The 13,678-nt window shown below is 47.9% G+C and carries 14 protein-coding genes and 2 pseudogenes; 7 read left to right on the top strand and 9 right to left on the bottom strand.

Going from position 1 to position 13,678, the window contains the following annotated elements:
* Positions 1 to 49 precede the first annotated feature (49 nt).
* The 3 genes and pseudogenes from aroD to D368_RS18865 all read right to left on the bottom strand — a co-directional run bounded on the left by aroD (position 50) and on the right by D368_RS18865 (position 2,572).
* Entirely contained in the window at positions 50 to 811 is a 762-nt protein-coding gene (gene aroD, locus D368_RS18875; protein WP_128575044.1) for a type I 3-dehydroquinate dehydratase, read from the bottom strand.
* 26 nt (positions 812 to 837) lie between these two features.
* Positions 838 to 2,031 (bottom strand): MFS transporter, encoded by a 1,194-nt coding sequence (locus D368_RS18870; RefSeq protein WP_014304620.1) that lies wholly within the window; start codon positions 2,029 to 2,031, stop codon positions 838 to 840.
* Positions 2,032 to 2,357: 326 nt separating this feature from the next.
* Positions 2,358 to 2,572, bottom strand: a pseudogene (locus D368_RS18865) (DUF1128 domain-containing protein).
* Between the two features lie 155 nt (positions 2,573 to 2,727).
* Between D368_RS18865 and D368_RS18860 the strand changes: the two are divergent.
* The 3 genes and pseudogenes from D368_RS18860 (at position 2,728) to D368_RS18850 (ending at position 4,391) form a co-directional block, all read left to right on the top strand.
* Positions 2,728 to 3,200, top strand: a pseudogene (locus D368_RS18860) (low molecular weight protein-tyrosine-phosphatase).
* Positions 3,201 to 3,213: 13 nt separating this feature from the next.
* Positions 3,214 to 3,540: a hypothetical protein gene (locus D368_RS18855; RefSeq protein ID WP_003155568.1), complete on the top strand. Its 327-nt coding sequence runs from the start codon at positions 3,214 to 3,216 to the stop codon at positions 3,538 to 3,540.
* 11 nt (positions 3,541 to 3,551) lie between these two features.
* A complete protein-coding gene (locus D368_RS18850; RefSeq protein WP_033574984.1) occupies positions 3,552 to 4,391 on the top strand; it encodes a YihY family inner membrane protein in 840 nt (279 codons plus the stop codon).
* A 185-nt stretch (positions 4,392 to 4,576) separates the two neighbouring features.
* Here the strand turns inward: D368_RS18850 and D368_RS18840 are convergent, their stop codons facing one another.
* Positions 4,577 to 5,755 (bottom strand): MFS transporter, encoded by a 1,179-nt coding sequence (locus D368_RS18840; RefSeq protein ID WP_073981958.1) that lies wholly within the window; start codon positions 5,753 to 5,755, stop codon positions 4,577 to 4,579.
* Positions 5,756 to 5,913: 158 nt separating this feature from the next.
* Between D368_RS18840 and cax the strand changes: the two genes are divergently transcribed.
* Together cax and D368_RS18830 are read left to right on the top strand one after the other, a co-directional pair.
* Positions 5,914 to 6,969, top strand: a complete 1,056-nt coding sequence (cax, locus tag D368_RS18835) for a calcium/proton exchanger (RefSeq protein ID WP_033574986.1) — start codon at positions 5,914 to 5,916, stop codon at positions 6,967 to 6,969.
* Positions 6,970 to 7,039: 70 nt separating this feature from the next.
* Entirely contained in the window at positions 7,040 to 7,834 is a 795-nt protein-coding gene (locus D368_RS18830) for a YfkD famly protein (RefSeq protein WP_088005349.1), read from the top strand.
* A gap of 28 nt (positions 7,835 to 7,862) precedes the next feature.
* Here D368_RS18830 and D368_RS18825 read toward each other — a convergent pair whose 3' ends face one another.
* A complete protein-coding gene (locus D368_RS18825) occupies positions 7,863 to 8,696 on the bottom strand; it encodes a mechanosensitive ion channel family protein (RefSeq protein ID WP_015388541.1) in 834 nt (277 codons plus the stop codon).
* A 6-nt stretch (positions 8,697 to 8,702) separates the two neighbouring features.
* Positions 8,703 to 9,824 carry a radical SAM/CxCxxxxC motif protein YfkAB gene (gene yfkAB, locus D368_RS18820; RefSeq protein ID WP_128575043.1) on the bottom strand — a complete coding sequence of 374 codons (1,122 nt, stop codon included), beginning with the start codon at positions 9,822 to 9,824 and terminating at the stop codon, positions 8,703 to 8,705.
* A 146-nt stretch (positions 9,825 to 9,970) separates the two neighbouring features.
* On the opposite strand from yfkAB, the gene D368_RS18815 reads away from it, so the two are divergent.
* Both D368_RS18815 and pdaA read left to right on the top strand, forming a co-directional pair.
* Entirely contained in the window at positions 9,971 to 10,156 is a 186-nt protein-coding gene (locus D368_RS18815) for an SE1561 family protein (RefSeq protein ID WP_003155558.1), read from the top strand.
* A gap of 100 nt (positions 10,157 to 10,256) precedes the next feature.
* Positions 10,257 to 11,048: a delta-lactam-biosynthetic de-N-acetylase gene (pdaA, locus tag D368_RS18810; RefSeq protein ID WP_003155556.1), complete on the top strand. Its 792-nt coding sequence runs from the start codon at positions 10,257 to 10,259 to the stop codon at positions 11,046 to 11,048.
* 34 nt (positions 11,049 to 11,082) lie between these two features.
* Here the strand turns inward: pdaA and D368_RS18805 are convergent, their stop codons facing one another.
* The 3 genes from D368_RS18805 to corA all read right to left on the bottom strand — a co-directional run bounded on the left by D368_RS18805 (position 11,083) and on the right by corA (position 13,664).
* Positions 11,083 to 11,943 (bottom strand): NAD(P)-dependent oxidoreductase, encoded by an 861-nt coding sequence (locus tag D368_RS18805; protein WP_101562821.1) that lies wholly within the window; start codon positions 11,941 to 11,943, stop codon positions 11,083 to 11,085.
* A gap of 50 nt (positions 11,944 to 11,993) precedes the next feature.
* Positions 11,994 to 12,641 (bottom strand): hypothetical protein, encoded by a 648-nt coding sequence (locus D368_RS18800; RefSeq protein ID WP_071391436.1) that lies wholly within the window; start codon positions 12,639 to 12,641, stop codon positions 11,994 to 11,996.
* A 63-nt stretch (positions 12,642 to 12,704) separates the two neighbouring features.
* A complete protein-coding gene (corA, locus tag D368_RS18795; protein ID WP_003155549.1) occupies positions 12,705 to 13,664 on the bottom strand; it encodes a magnesium/cobalt transporter CorA in 960 nt (319 codons plus the stop codon).
* Between the last annotated feature and the right edge of the window lie 14 nt (positions 13,665 to 13,678).

The following is a 13,678-nucleotide window of genomic DNA, read 5'->3' as shown; positions in this document are numbered from 1 at the left end:
TAGTCCATTCATTTGTTTTTCATCCCGCTTTGAGGGCAAAAAACGCTGATTACATATGTTTATTTAAAATGCTGAGTACGCTGCGCAATTCCTCAACGGGAATCTGCCCGGGCGCTGATGCTTCTTTGCCCGCTCCGAACGTGCACGCTGAGCCGAAGACTTCGCCGGCCAGGCGGCTGATCAGGCCTGTTCCCGCCATTGACATCGTGATGATCGGCCGGTCCGCGTATTGTGTTTTCATCGTGTGAGTGGCATCCAATAAGACGAAAACATCTTCCGTGCTTTGCGGCATCACCGCGATTTTCGGAATGTGCGCGCCATACGCCTGCATGTTCCGCAGCCGGGAAATGATTTCTTCTTTTTTCGGTGTCTGATGAAAATCATGATTGGACATGACGACATATACGCCGTTGTCTTCAGCGGTTTTCACAATTGATTTGACTTCCGCTTCTCCCGTAAACAGCTCAACGTCTGCAAGGTCAATATGTTTTGTTTCGATGGCGGTTTTAAGCAATTCAATGTAAAAGCGGTCATCAATAACTTTATTTCCACCTTCTTTATGGGTTCTGAATGTGAAAAGCAGCGGTGTTGCGTCTGCGGCTTTCCGCAGCTTTTCAAGCATGCCTTTTACGGCGTCCAGGCTGTCAACATGCTCGTATACATCCGCCCGCCACTCAATGATATCCGGGCGAAGCCTGTTGACGGCTTCAATTTCTTCGAGCAGTTCTTTCTCTCCTGCCGCCATCAGCGGCACAATGATCTTCGGAAGCCCTTCGCCGATGACCGTATTTCTGATCGTGATAGATTGCATGATAAATCCTCTCCCTTAAAAAATAGTCAGGCTTTCATCACTTGCTTAAAGCGGATTCCGATAAACAACGCGAGAAGGGCGCTGACGGCCGCAATTCCGATATCAAGCAGAAAAACAGGCGTCAGGCCGGCGGCTTTGGATATCGCTCCCGTTACAAGCGGAATGACAATAAAAGATAAGCTTGATGCTATATTAACAAAAGATGTGATCGTACCTTTATTTTTAGGGAATAAAACAGCCATAACCGTCATCGCCAATTGCAGAATGCCCGCAGTTGAAAGTCCGATGACAAAGGAGCTGATGACCGATACGGCCGGCTGCTGAATAAAAATCAGAGCAAGCAGCGCGATTGCCGCGATCACAGGGTACAGCACCATTACCGTAATCGGCTGAATCACTCTGTTTAACAGCACAGCCAGCAATAACACGGACACAAGCGCCCCGATACTGTAATAGCTCAACAATTTGACGGCCTGCACCTCAGGCATGCCCAAAACGGATTGCCCGAACTTAGGAAGCCATACTTGAACGAGCATAAACAGCGCCGTTGATGAAAAGCCTAACAGAATGATTGCGAGGCCTTCGCGCCATATCGACGGCTGTGATGTGAACGCGTCATCAGACGGAGAGGCTTCCGTCCGACCGCCGTCTTCTTTTTGCTTATGATTCGGAAACGGAACTTTCAACAGGAAAAAGCCGTTCAGGAAGAAAATAATGCCCGGTACGAAAAACGTCCAGCCGTAAAACAAATGCCTGTCCGCAATAAACGCGATGAAAAACGGAAGCACCGTCGCGCCGATGGATACAAACGCTTTGATTAACACGGTTGCAGAGCTTGCGTTTTTCGGAAATCCTTCAATAAGCGCCGGATATGTCCCGGAATCCAAAAAGGAATTGGCGATCCCGGCGAAAATAGCGAAGATAAACGCGGCCGTATAGTTTGTCGAAAGCGGAATTCCGATTAGGAAAATCAGATACAGAAAGGCGCCCGACACGATAAACGGCCGTCTCCCGAATGTATCCGAAAGCTTCCCGGCAAACAGAAGCGAAATCAGCTTCCCGATCCCGATGGCGGAGACCAAATAGCTGACCCCGGCTGCGGATGTATGAAGCTGTTTTGATAATGCCTCCATATTGGATGCGATAATAATATTGATCATGCCCAGCAGGAAATAGTTAATATAAAGACCCGCTGCCATTTTGGTGTATATGTTTTTCATGATGACATCCCCTAATGCGGTTAATAAAGAATTAAATTATTTTTTTAATTGATAAAAGCACAGCACCATTCCCCTTTATTGAACCACTGCCTTTCTTTGAAAACTGGTTTGATAAAACGATTGCATAGACAAACTTGAATAACGCTGATAACGAGTATATCGTTCTACTAAACAAAAAAGATAAGCGGCCCGCTCATTTAGTATATCGTTCTACCAAGTTCACAGTTACTATACTCCTTCTTTTTATATGTGTCAAACCGATGAACTTTTATTTTTACTTTTTAAATAAAAAAGACCCGCCGTTTTTCGGCAGGTCTGACATGGGTTTATTTTCTGAGAGAGGCGAGCTCCTCGGCAATGGCCTGCATTTCACTCGGGCTGAATGATGCTTTTTCATGACCATTTGATGAAGGTATGTAAGATCTTCTATTTTTTCATCACTGAAATCTTCCGCTCTGATGACGCCGACATTGAGCATGTTGAGCTTTTGCGAAATGTCTTCAATCATTTTGTTTAACGTTTCTGTTTGTTGGCTCGGCAAATTCATGCATCCTTTCATGACCGTTTTCGTACCCTTTATTCTAACAGAATTCATTTAGAATAAAAGCTTATTTCCACAGCCGCAGAAAAGTTGCTAAGATGTTGATAAGGTTTTTGATCCTCAAAATGCGGGGAAAGAATAGGGAGGTTATCGATATGATACATGTGCTGTTTGTCTGTCTGGGAAATATTTGCCGGTCGCCTATGGCAGAGGCGGTATTTTCTGATATGGTGAAGAAAAACGGGCTGAACGGGCAGATTAACATTGATTCAGCGGGAATCGGCGCCTGGCATGCGGGAAATCCGCCGCATGAAGGGACAAAGGAGATCCTGAAGAAGAAAGGGATCAGCGCAAGCGGCATAACGGCGAGGCAGGTCCGTGAGTCTGATCTGACCGATTTTGATTACGTCATTGCGATGGATGCAGAAAATATCGGACATCTGCGCAGCATGGCCGGTTATAAAAAGCGGCGCCGCGTATTGCAAGGCTGCTTGATTACGTACCGGAGTCGGACCTTGCCGACGTGCCCGATCCGTATTATACCGGAAATTTCAGCGAGGTGTACGCTTTGGTCGAGTCCGGGTGCCGTCATTTGCTGGAGACAATAAAGAAAGACCATCATTTATAAGGGGGATTGACCGATGAAGCAGACACGCATCATGGCAAAAGCGATTCTGATCGGCGCTGCCGCCGGCGGAGCACTGTCCTTATTACATAAGCCGACGAGAGAGGCATGTTTCCGGAATATGGACGCGTGCAGGCGGCGTGCGGCATTTTACCGAAAACATCCTGAAGCCCTGAAGCAGCAGGCTTCTGCAAAACTGGATCAAGTGAAAAGCCTCGCCAATACCGTATCGGACGATCTGAGTTTTTTAAACGGGCAGATCACCAAGCTGAAGCAGACGACGCCGCAGGTCATTGACCTGTTAAAAGAAACGAAGGAGCATTTTTCGAAAAACGATCATTGAGGTGGGATGTCATGAGTTTTATAAAGGAGCTGTTTGCAAGGTTTTCTCTGCATGAAGGACAAAGTAAATCGGCGGAGCTGGCGTATTTTTTCCTGCTGTCATTGTTTCCGTTAATGATTTTCATGCTGACGCTCACCGCCTATCTTCCCATATCGGCAGAAGACGTGCTCGGGGCGGTCGATCAATACGCGCCCGACAGCGCCATGTCCATGGTGAAATCCATAACGGAGCAAACGCTGAACAAGCGCAGCGGCGGACTTTTGTCATTCGGGATTATCGCCGTCATCTGGTCGGCTTCGAATGGTATGAACGCGATTGTCAGAGCATTTAACCATGCCTACGAAGTCGAGGAAAACCGCTCATTTATCATCATTCGCCTGACCTCAATCTTTTTAACCATTGCGATGGTGGTTACGATTTTAATCGCACTGCTTCTGCCGGTGTTCGGCAGAGAAATCGGAATGCTGGCCGCGGATTTTATCGGCGCCTCCGGCTTGTTTTTGCAGGTGTGGTCGGTTGTCCGCTGGGGTATCAGTCCGCTTATCCTGTTAATCGTGTTTACCGCGCTTTACATTTTCGCGCCGAATAAAAAGCTTTCCCTCCGTTTTGTGCTGCCGGGAGCCGTATTCGCGGCAGCCGGCTGGATTATCGTCAGTATGCTGTTCTCATTTTACGTCGGCACCTTTGCCAACTACAGCGCCACATACGGGAGCATCGGGGGAATTATCGTCCTGATGATCTGGTTTTACCTTACGGGAACCCTGCTGATTTTAGGAGGAGAAATCAACGCGCTTTTACATAAACGTAAAAAGCTTCCTGATGAAAATCCGTACCGCGGGAGCAAGCTATAGAGGAACGGATGACGTTCAAGCTGAAAAACGGAGGGAATCGGCTATGACCAAGCATACGAAAAAAGGCGGAAGCCATAATAAACAAAACTCAAAAAACGGTCCGAAGAATAAAACAAGCGGAAGCGCTAACGGGCAGAACGGATACCACTAGAAAGAAGCCGCCTGGCTCAGATCAGGCGGCTTTTTTATGAGACCGGAAAAGAATGGGATTCGGAAGCGGGGCTGTGCTTTGTTTTTCCGAAGACGAGCGCAAGCCAAATACAGACCAGAATCACCGTAATAAAGTAAAACAAGTTGGCGCTTTCAAACCGCTGCATATACCAGCCGCCCGCCACCGGGCCGATCATGCTGCCGAGGCTGAAGGAAATGCCGCAGAGCAGATTGCCCGCCGGCAGCAGATGGGACGGCAGCAGATCGCTCATATAGCTGATGCCGAGGGAAAACATACTGCCGACCGCCATTCCCGCCGTGAAAAAGCAGCAGCCGATGACAGAAGGCGACGGAAACAGTCCGGCCGTCAAAAAGCAAAGGGCACCCGTTAATAAGATGACGAGCAGGACAGGTTTTCTCCCGAATCGATCGCTTAATAAACCGAGAGGGAACTGGAATACAATACTTCCGATGGCAAAAGCGGGCAATATCAGCGCGACGGCATCAACGGATATACCTAAACGAAGGGCGTACACGGGAAAGCTTCCGTTCAGCGCCGTTTCTAAAAAACCGTACCCGAAAGCCGGGAGAAAAGCGACCCAGCCGAAAAGAAGGGCGCGGTAAAACCGTTTTGCGCTGTTGTCCCCGGATGTTTCATCCGGACCTTGCGCCGGGTACTCGTTACGTAAGGCAAACACAAACAGCCAGGCACAAAGACTGATACAGCCGGATACGATAAACGGAAGGGACGGACTTGTTTTCACAAGAGGGACCATGAAAGGGCCGACAGCGAATCCGAGCCCGAAGGACAGTCCGTACAGCGAAATGTTTCTTCCTCTGTTTCGGGGCGTTGACTTGGAAGTCACCCACGTTTGGGTTGAAAAATGCAGCATATGATCCCCGATTCCGATAAGCAGCCGAAGAAAAAACCACAACCATATGGATTGAAGCCAAATAAAACTGAATAAGCTGATGATAACAAGAAATCCGCCCATGACCATCAGAGGTTTGAATCCGAGCTTGCGCAGCGGGGCCTCCATAAACGGCGACGCCAGAAGCACGCCGATATAAAGGCCGGTTGCGTGAAGTCCGTTTATGGCTGCGGATTCTCCGTTCGTTTCAAAAATGACAGAGATCACCGGCAGAAGCATGCCTTGGGAAAATCCGGAGATGGAAACAAGCAGAACCAAAATAAAGAAGTACAGTCGTGACATCGCGTATTTCTCCTTCTTCAGTATCTTTCTTGATCGTACACGGATTTTCCGCGTCCGGCAACCTGAAAATGCCAATTCGAGCTGCCGAGGAAGTGTAATTGAGGGAGTTTTTGAGAAGGATATAAAAAGACTTATTCGAAAAAAGGAGCCAGGCAGATATGAATCGGATTTTTTTCTTTACGGCTGCGGCGGGAGTTCCGCTTTCAGTCATCGGCGGCCTGATGCACTGGCCGTCAGCGGTTTTGTTTATTATTTATTGCTTGACGATTATTGCGCTTGCAAGTTATATGGGGAGAGCGACTGAATCTCTTGCCATTATCGCGGGACCGCGGATCGGCGGTCTGCTGAATGCCACGTTCGGTAATGCGGTAGAGCTGATTATATCGCTTTTTGCCCTAAAAGAAGGGCTGACGGGCATCGTGCTTGCTTCACTGACCGGTTCGGTGCTCGGCAATCTTTTGCTCGTCGCGGGACTGTCGTTTTTTATCGGCGGTTTGAAATATAAGCGGCAGGAATTCAATATTCATGATGCACGGCATAATTCAGGCCTGCTGATTTTTGCCATTATCGTAGCTTTTGTCATTCCCGAAGTATTTTCCATGGATATGGGGGAGAAAAGCAAGCTAAATTTGAGTGTCGGCATCAGCATTATCATGATCCTTTTGTACGTGGCGGCTCTTTATTTCAAGCTCGTCACCCACCGCGGTGTTTATCAGCCGAATCAGCCGGAGACAAAGGAAGAAGAGGAGCAGCCAGAGTGGTCGGGGAAAAGAGCGACAGCCGTCTTATTTATTTCAACTATTATTGTCGCCTACATATCTGAAAACCTTGTCCATACGTTTCATGCGGTGGCTGAACAGTTCGGCTGGAGCGAGCTGTTTATCGGGGTGATTATCGTCGCAATTGTCGGAAATGCCGCAGAGCATGCGTCGGCGATTATTATGGCGTACAAAGACAAGATGGATGTCGCCGTTGAAATCGCGGTAGGTTCGACTTTGCAGATCGCCATGTTTGTGGCCCCGGTTCTTGTGATCTGTTCCATCTTTTTTCCGGTCAATATGCCGCTTGTATTCACATTGCCCGAGCTTGTGGCGATGATATCATCCGTCCTTTTGATGACGATGATTTCAAATGACGGTGATTCGAACTGGTTTGAAGGGGCTACGCTCCTTGCCGCTTATGTCATTATGGCGATCGGTTTTTTCCTGCTTTAACCTGTAAAAAATGCGGATAACAACGATTGCGGAGGAAAAGACTAAAGGAAAATGCTATAGAAAGAGTGATATGATGAGAAAGCTGTTTCATGCCACATTGATTCTGCTGTTATCCTTTAGTTTTTTCGCAATGCCGTCTGCCGGTGCAAAGAAACCGTTTAAGGTTCCCAACTCTGTCGTAAGCATTTCAAAGGAAAATACGTATCCGAATGCTTCACAGGACCAGCCGATGCTTCAGCCGAGCAAACTGGCAAAGGAATTGTTAGATACATCCGAGATCAACATCGAAAATCCGCATCTGATAAAGATGCTGAATGAATCCTCGGTTTCCGGTTCACCGCTTGCCATCGGATATCGGGCGACAATATTTCTCGGGAAATGGGCGCTCGGCTATCAATCGAACGAAACGGTCGCCAACTGGGAATATAAAAAAATCAATACAAACAGAGCGGATAACCGGGGCGGACAGCAAACCGCGGTTATCTCATATGCCCAAGAACAGCAATACAAAATCAAAGGCGGGCTCACAGCGAAGGTGCCGAACGCAGAAGACGTAAAAAGTATGATGATGCAAAAAGCGATGAAGAAAACAAAACTGCCGCTCGCTTTTGAAACGGTTATCGGCGCAGGCACAAAACGCGATCAAACCTACAAAATTTCTCCGCAGCGGCTCGGCTACCTGCACGCCTACGCTCCGGCCGTTAATGAAAAAGGAAAAGTAACATACGGTGAAGTGTATTTGGTGCTGAAAGGCAGCAAGCGGAAACTTGTCGTCAAAAATGTGACTTCGCAAGGAATCGGGGCTTGGATTCCGGTTCAGGATCACGTCACATTCGGTTTTCAAATGACAGCGCAGCCGAGATAACTAAAAAAAGCTGATTCCGGTTCGGGAATCAGCTTTTTTGTGTGTGATACATTTCCTCAAGCAATTGCACATTGTTGTTGTACAGCTCCCGGGCAAGAACGCGTCTCACCGCAAGGCTCGCCGAGAAGTATTCTTTATCTTGAACCATGCCTTTGACGGTAAATTCTATGCCTCTCGTCAATTTGTTCAGGCTCATGATTCCATGCACTTGAAACGGCTCCGTCGCATTGAGAAATTCATCCCGCTTCAGTGAATCGCGAAGCTCATCATTGAGCATGTCGCAGGCTTTTTCTAAGACGGCATATACCCGCTCGGGATCTTCTTTATAACTGATCACGACGGACTCGGTAATCCGCATAAAATCAATGTTATAGTTTTGAAGCTGTCTGACCTCACCGTTTGAAATGGTAAGCAGCTTGCCGGTCCACTCACGGATCTGAAGGGAACGGAGCCCGATTTCTTCGACTGTGCCGTTGAACAGATTGTTAATCGTCACGTAATCGCCTTTATGAAGCTGGCGTTCGTATATCAAAAAGACACCGGCCAATATGTCCTTGATTAACGACTGGGCGCCGAAACCGATGACGATACCGGCAACACCCGCCCCGGCTAAGATTCGGCCGAAATCATGAACGAATAAAGAAATGACGTAAAAGATAAAACCGATCGTCGCCGTATACTGGGTGATGGATCGGACGAGGCTTTCAATCGTTTTCCCTTTCCGTTCCTCCAAGAAATCTATGCGTTTAAATAACACCTGGACAAAGCGGTTGATCAGAAAAACACCGGCGTAAAGCACGAGAGCGACGATGATGATCTCAACCACTTTGCTTTTCAAAATATCCGTAATTGTCGTTTCCATCTTCTGTTAACCTCTGGCTTTTCGTAATGAAAAATCCGTGTCCTGATAATAACTGTTTTTGACAAGGACGTTCGGTCCGAGGCACCGGACGTTTGTGCAGCGGCAGTTCAGCTCTTTGCTCAGCTTCGTCTGTCTCCACTTGTCATATGCATCGGGAAGGCTGTCTGTTTTAATATTGCCGAGCGGCGGTGTATCGCCGAAATCCGTGACAATGATATTTCCGTCAAAAATGTTCACATTCAGGCGGGAGCGGCCGTCAGGGTCGTTTCGCACCGTAACGTTTTTCGCTTCCCGCAGGCGGCGGAGGAGCTTCTGGTCTTCTTCATCAGGGCTGCATGCGTAAAACGGGAGCGTGCCGAACAGCATCCATGTCTCTTCATCGCGAATGTCGAGCAGATGATGAATGGCCTGTCTCATGTCCTTCAGGCTGAGTGATTCAAGCGCGCTGGCGAAATCACTCGGATACATCGGATGGACTTCGTGCCGCTGGCATTTCATTTCTTCCGTAATCTGCCGGTGAATATGTTCAATATGCGGCAGCGTCCGTTTGTTCAGCATCGTTTCCGCTGAAACCATTACGCCTGCTTCGACCAGCGTGCGGCTGTTTTCAATCATTTTGTCAAAATAGCGCGCCCGCTGTTCAAATGTCGGTTTCTTCTCCATCATCGCAAATCCGATGTCGGCAAAGTCCTCGACCGTTCCCCAGTTGTGAGAAATGTGAAGGACGTCCAAATAAGGAATAATCCGTTCGTAGCGCCCGATATCAAGCGTCAGGTTTGAATTGATCTGTGTACGGACGCCGCGTTCATGGGCATATTTCAAAAGCGGGACGACGTATTCCTTTACCGATTTCAGCGAAAGCATCGGTTCGCCGCCCGTAATGCTGATAGAGCGCAACAGAGGAATTTCATCAAGCCGCCTTAATAGAAGGTCGATCGGCAGCGCATTCGGGTCTTTCGGCTGGAGCGTGTACCCGACGGCGCAGTGCTCGCATCTCATATTGCACAAAGTCGTCGTTGTGAATTCAACGTTCGTCAGTTTCATATCTCCATACTGGTCGACATCCATGTACGCTTCCCAAGGATCGTACTCCGGTGTGATCGGACGCAGTGTTGTGTTTTGTGTCATGACTATCTAACTCCTTTATAAATGGGGCATACTAACGTCTGCCAACTGTTAATTTTAGACCTGATCTGCCAAGATCGCAAGTAGCGGAACCATTGAAAAACGGCAAAAAATACGCTACCATTATAAAAAATGAATGGAGTGGAAGTATGGGGAATGCAGTAAACAGCAAAGATCAGCAGCTCGATTACCTGAAGAACAGACTCGATATGTTTATGAATGTCATTGATTCATTAGACCCTGAATCAACGGACGTTGAAGATATAGACCGGCTCATCGGCATGCTTGATGATCTGGAAGCAAAATACGAACGCTTTAAAAAGGATTGGGAATAAACCCCGGCGGATGCCGGGGTTTTTCTTTTTCCATAATGCGGCTGTATAAAAGGGCAGGGCCAACTGCAAAATAAGGAAAAATGCAGAAGGAGTGCTGGTCATGAAATGGTTTTGTTCAATTTGCTGCATGGCCGTTTTACTTGCGGGAGGCATCAACAGCGCAGAAGCCGTGCCGAATGAACGGATAAACTGGGGATTTAAACGCAGTGTCAATCATCAGCCGCCGGATGCCGGCAGACAGCTGGACAATCTGGTCAAAAAATATGATGCCTTTTATTTGGGCAATACGAAAGAAAAGACCATCTATTTAACGTTTGATAACGGATATGAAAATGGGTACACCCCGAAAGTGCTTGATGTGTTAAAAAAACATCACGTCACGGGCACTTTTTTTGTCACGGGTCATTTTGTGAAAGAGCAGCCTGATTTGATTAAACGGATGTCAAAGGAAGGCCATATCATCGGCAATCATTCTTTTCATCATCCTGATCTGACGACAAAAACGGGCGATCAGATTCAAGACGAACTCGATTCCGTCACGGAAGCTGTGTACAACATTACCGGAAAGCGGGACAATCTGTATCTCCGTCCGCCGCGCGGCGTATTCAGCGAATATGTCCTCAAAGAAACGAAGCGCCTCGGCTACCAAACCGTTTTCTGGTCCGTCGCATTTGTCGACTGGAAGGTTAACGAGCAAAAAGGGAAACAATACGCCTATGATCACATGATAAAGCAGGCGCATCCCGGCGCGATCTACCTTCTTCACACCGTTTCAAAGGACAATTCAGAAGCTCTGGACGATGCCATTACCGATTTGAAAAAAGAAGGCTACACGTTTAAAAGCATTGATGACCTGATGTTTGAGAAAGAAATGAAGCTGCCGCGCCTGTAAAAAACACCTCTCCTGGTAATGGAGAGGTGTTTTGTTATTTGATACATTTAATCAAAGCGGCCCAATCCAGATCCCCGAAGCCTTGTGCGATCCCGCTTTCAAAATGGCTCTTGGCCAGTTCGGCAAGAGGGAGTTTTGCGGAAACCTGTTCTGCGGCGGCGAGCGCCAGATTGGTATCCTTGAGCCCTAAAGACATTTTGAAGCCGGCCGGCTCAAATTTCTGCTCGGCCATGATGGTTCCGTAATTTTGATAGACGGGAGAGCCAAAGAGCGCATTGGCGATTTCTAAAAATTGTTTTTGTTCTAAACCGAACTTCTCCATCATTAAGAATGATTCAGATAACGCCTCCAGCATAGAAACGAGCAAGAAATTGACGCTGATTTTCGCGGCATTGGCCGTTTTTGTTTCTTCACCCGTATCAAATACTTGCTGACTCAGGATGTTAAGCAGCGGTTCGGCCTTTTTCTTCGCTTCTGCCGGTCCGGCTGTGATGATGCGAAGCTCGGCCTTCTCGGCGGCATCGGGGCGGCCGAGGACGGGAGCGGCAATAAAGGACTGCCCTCTGCCCGAATGTGCGGCGGAAAGCTGTTCTGACAGCGCCGCACTGATCGTGCTCATTGAAATATGAATGCCGTTTTCAGATAACCCGGCAATAATGCCGCAAGCTCCGAACGTCACGCCTGTTACAGCTTCATCGTCTGACAGCATTGACAGCACAATGTCCGCATGTTCAGCTGCCTGGCGGGGCGTTTCGGCATATTCGGCCCCTTTATCCAGCAGGTCAGCCGCTTTTTCTTTCGTCCGGTTATATACAGTCAGGCTGTATCCGGCTTTCATGATATTTTCGGCGATGGGGCGGCCCATACTGCCGAGTCCGACGATGGCGATCTTCATTTGACAGTCCCTCCAATGAAAAGTTTTCCACCATTATACATGCAAAATGGTTATTCTGCTGGGTACAGGATTGCCGCTTTCAGTTCAGGTTCTGAAGACCATCCGGAGTCTGAGGCGGCTTTCCCCTTATAAAATCCGGTAAACCGCGTCTTGATGATTGTTTTCGAACGGGGCTTTACAGTGAACGTTTTTGATTTGAATGTGACGTCCTTTATGTTTTCTGATAAATCCGGCGTGACAGAAATGGTTTGTTCCCCTTTTCCGTAATGATTGATATAAAGCGTGCAGCTCATGCCCGCTCTTTTTCGCTCAATCAGATGACTGCATTCGCTGCGGTGCTTCAAATATTCGACAGACTCTTTTTCGGGCGCGAACTGTTTTAAGGAAAAAGCGGCATATTCGGTGGCAGGACTGATAGCGGAAGCGGCTCCCATACTGAGAAAGATCAGAAACAGCCCCGCCGCGGGAAGCGTCCGCCTGAATGCGGCGGCACACCAGATTAACGCCGCAAAGTAAAGGACGACCCCGGGAATGACGGAGATATGGGCTCCGTCTTCCGACCAAGAGGAAAAGCCGAGTAACTCAAAGATGTAATCAGACACCGTACAGCCGTTATACAGCGGGGCAATGGACATGACACTGAATAGCAGGAGGACAGAAGAAATGATTTTGTGAGAAAAGATGGTAACGGCGCACACCTCTTTACGTTTTTTTCCAGACTATCATGTTTTCTCAAAAAAAAGAACAGCCGGCAGCCGTTCTTACTTGAAAATATTAAACCAGCCTTTGCGGGCGAACCAAAACAGCATGGCGGCCACAAGAACGGCCATGACGCCCAAAACGATAAAATACCCGTATTTCCAATGAAGCTCAGGCATGTTATCGAAATTCATGCCGTAAACCCCCGCGATGAACGTCAGCGGGATAAAAATGGTCGAGACGATGGTTAATGTCATCATAATGGCGTTCATCCGGTTTGAATTCAGCGTCACATAGCTGTCCCGCAAATCTGACGTCATATCACGGTTTGACTCGATCAGCTCGGCCAGTTTTAACAGGTGGTCATAAATATCGCTGAAATACGCCTTCGTTTCACGGCTTTCTTTTACATGGTCAAGGCTCAAAATCCGGTACATTAAATCGCGCATCGGAATGATCGTCCGTCTCAGATTCAAAAGATCAGTCCGCAATTCAAAGACTTCATTCATTAAAGTGCCGTAAGATTTATGGGTTCTGCTGTCTTCAATTTCATTCAGCCGGTCTTCAATTTTGTACAGCACGGGGAAATATTCATCGACAAGCTGATCCATAATCATATAAGTGATGTGCCCGGGCCCTTTTTTGGCTAAACCCGGAGAAGCGAAAAACCGTTCTCTCACTCTTGAGACGCCGGGCGATTCGTGCAAATGGAAGCTGACGATGAAACGGTCGGACTGAAAAATGTCCACCTCTTCCATTTCCAGTGTGTCCGGGTTCAAGGCGTGGAGCACATAAAAACGGTAGCCGTCATAATGGTCGATCTTCGGCCGCTGCATGTGCTGAAAGCAATCCTCGATCGCAAGCGGATGAAAGTGAAAATAATCCCGCAGCAGCTCGGTTTCATGCATCTCAGCGCCGAAAAAATCAATCCAGTACCATGCGATGTCCGGTTGTTCTGTACGTGATAGGGGGATATTATCTAATATCTCATTATGTGTTGTGATTGCGGTTATATGTATCATAAACAACCCTCCGC

Origin of the sequence: Paenibacillus lentimorbus NRRL B-30488, assembly GCF_000411595.1 — a bacterium.
GTDB classification, from domain to species: Bacteria; Bacillota; Bacilli; order Bacillales; family Bacillaceae; genus Bacillus; species Bacillus velezensis.
The sequence above is the reverse complement of the archived record's forward strand: the minus strand, read 5'-3'. Positions and strand labels throughout refer to the sequence as shown.

Coding starts and splice junctions, on each gene's coding strand:
- aroD (WP_128575044.1), bottom strand. CDS start 811: ATGCAATCTATCACGATCAGAAATACGGTCATCGGCGAAGGGCTTCCG.
- D368_RS18870 (WP_014304620.1), bottom strand. CDS start 2,031: ATGAAAAACATATACACCAAAATGGCAGCGGGTCTTTATATTAACTAT.
- D368_RS18855 (WP_003155568.1), top strand. CDS start 3,214: ATGAAGCAGACACGCATCATGGCAAAAGCGATTCTGATCGGCGCTGCC.
- D368_RS18850 (WP_033574984.1), top strand. CDS start 3,552: ATGAGTTTTATAAAGGAGCTGTTTGCAAGGTTTTCTCTGCATGAAGGA.
- D368_RS18840 (WP_073981958.1), bottom strand. CDS start 5,755: ATGTCACGACTGTACTTCTTTATTTTGGTTCTGCTTGTTTCCATCTCC.
- cax (WP_033574986.1), top strand. CDS start 5,914: ATGAATCGGATTTTTTTCTTTACGGCTGCGGCGGGAGTTCCGCTTTCA.
- D368_RS18830 (WP_088005349.1), top strand. CDS start 7,040: ATGATGAGAAAGCTGTTTCATGCCACATTGATTCTGCTGTTATCCTTT.
- D368_RS18825 (WP_015388541.1), bottom strand. CDS start 8,696: ATGGAAACGACAATTACGGATATTTTGAAAAGCAAAGTGGTTGAGATC.
- yfkAB (WP_128575043.1), bottom strand. CDS start 9,824: ATGACACAAAACACAACACTGCGTCCGATCACACCGGAGTACGATCCT.
- D368_RS18815 (WP_003155558.1), top strand. CDS start 9,971: ATGGGGAATGCAGTAAACAGCAAAGATCAGCAGCTCGATTACCTGAAG.
- pdaA (WP_003155556.1), top strand. CDS start 10,257: ATGAAATGGTTTTGTTCAATTTGCTGCATGGCCGTTTTACTTGCGGGA.
- D368_RS18805 (WP_101562821.1), bottom strand. CDS start 11,943: ATGAAGATCGCCATCGTCGGACTCGGCAGTATGGGCCGCCCCATCGCC.
- corA (WP_003155549.1), bottom strand. CDS start 13,664: ATGATACATATAACCGCAATCACAACACATAATGAGATATTAGATAAT.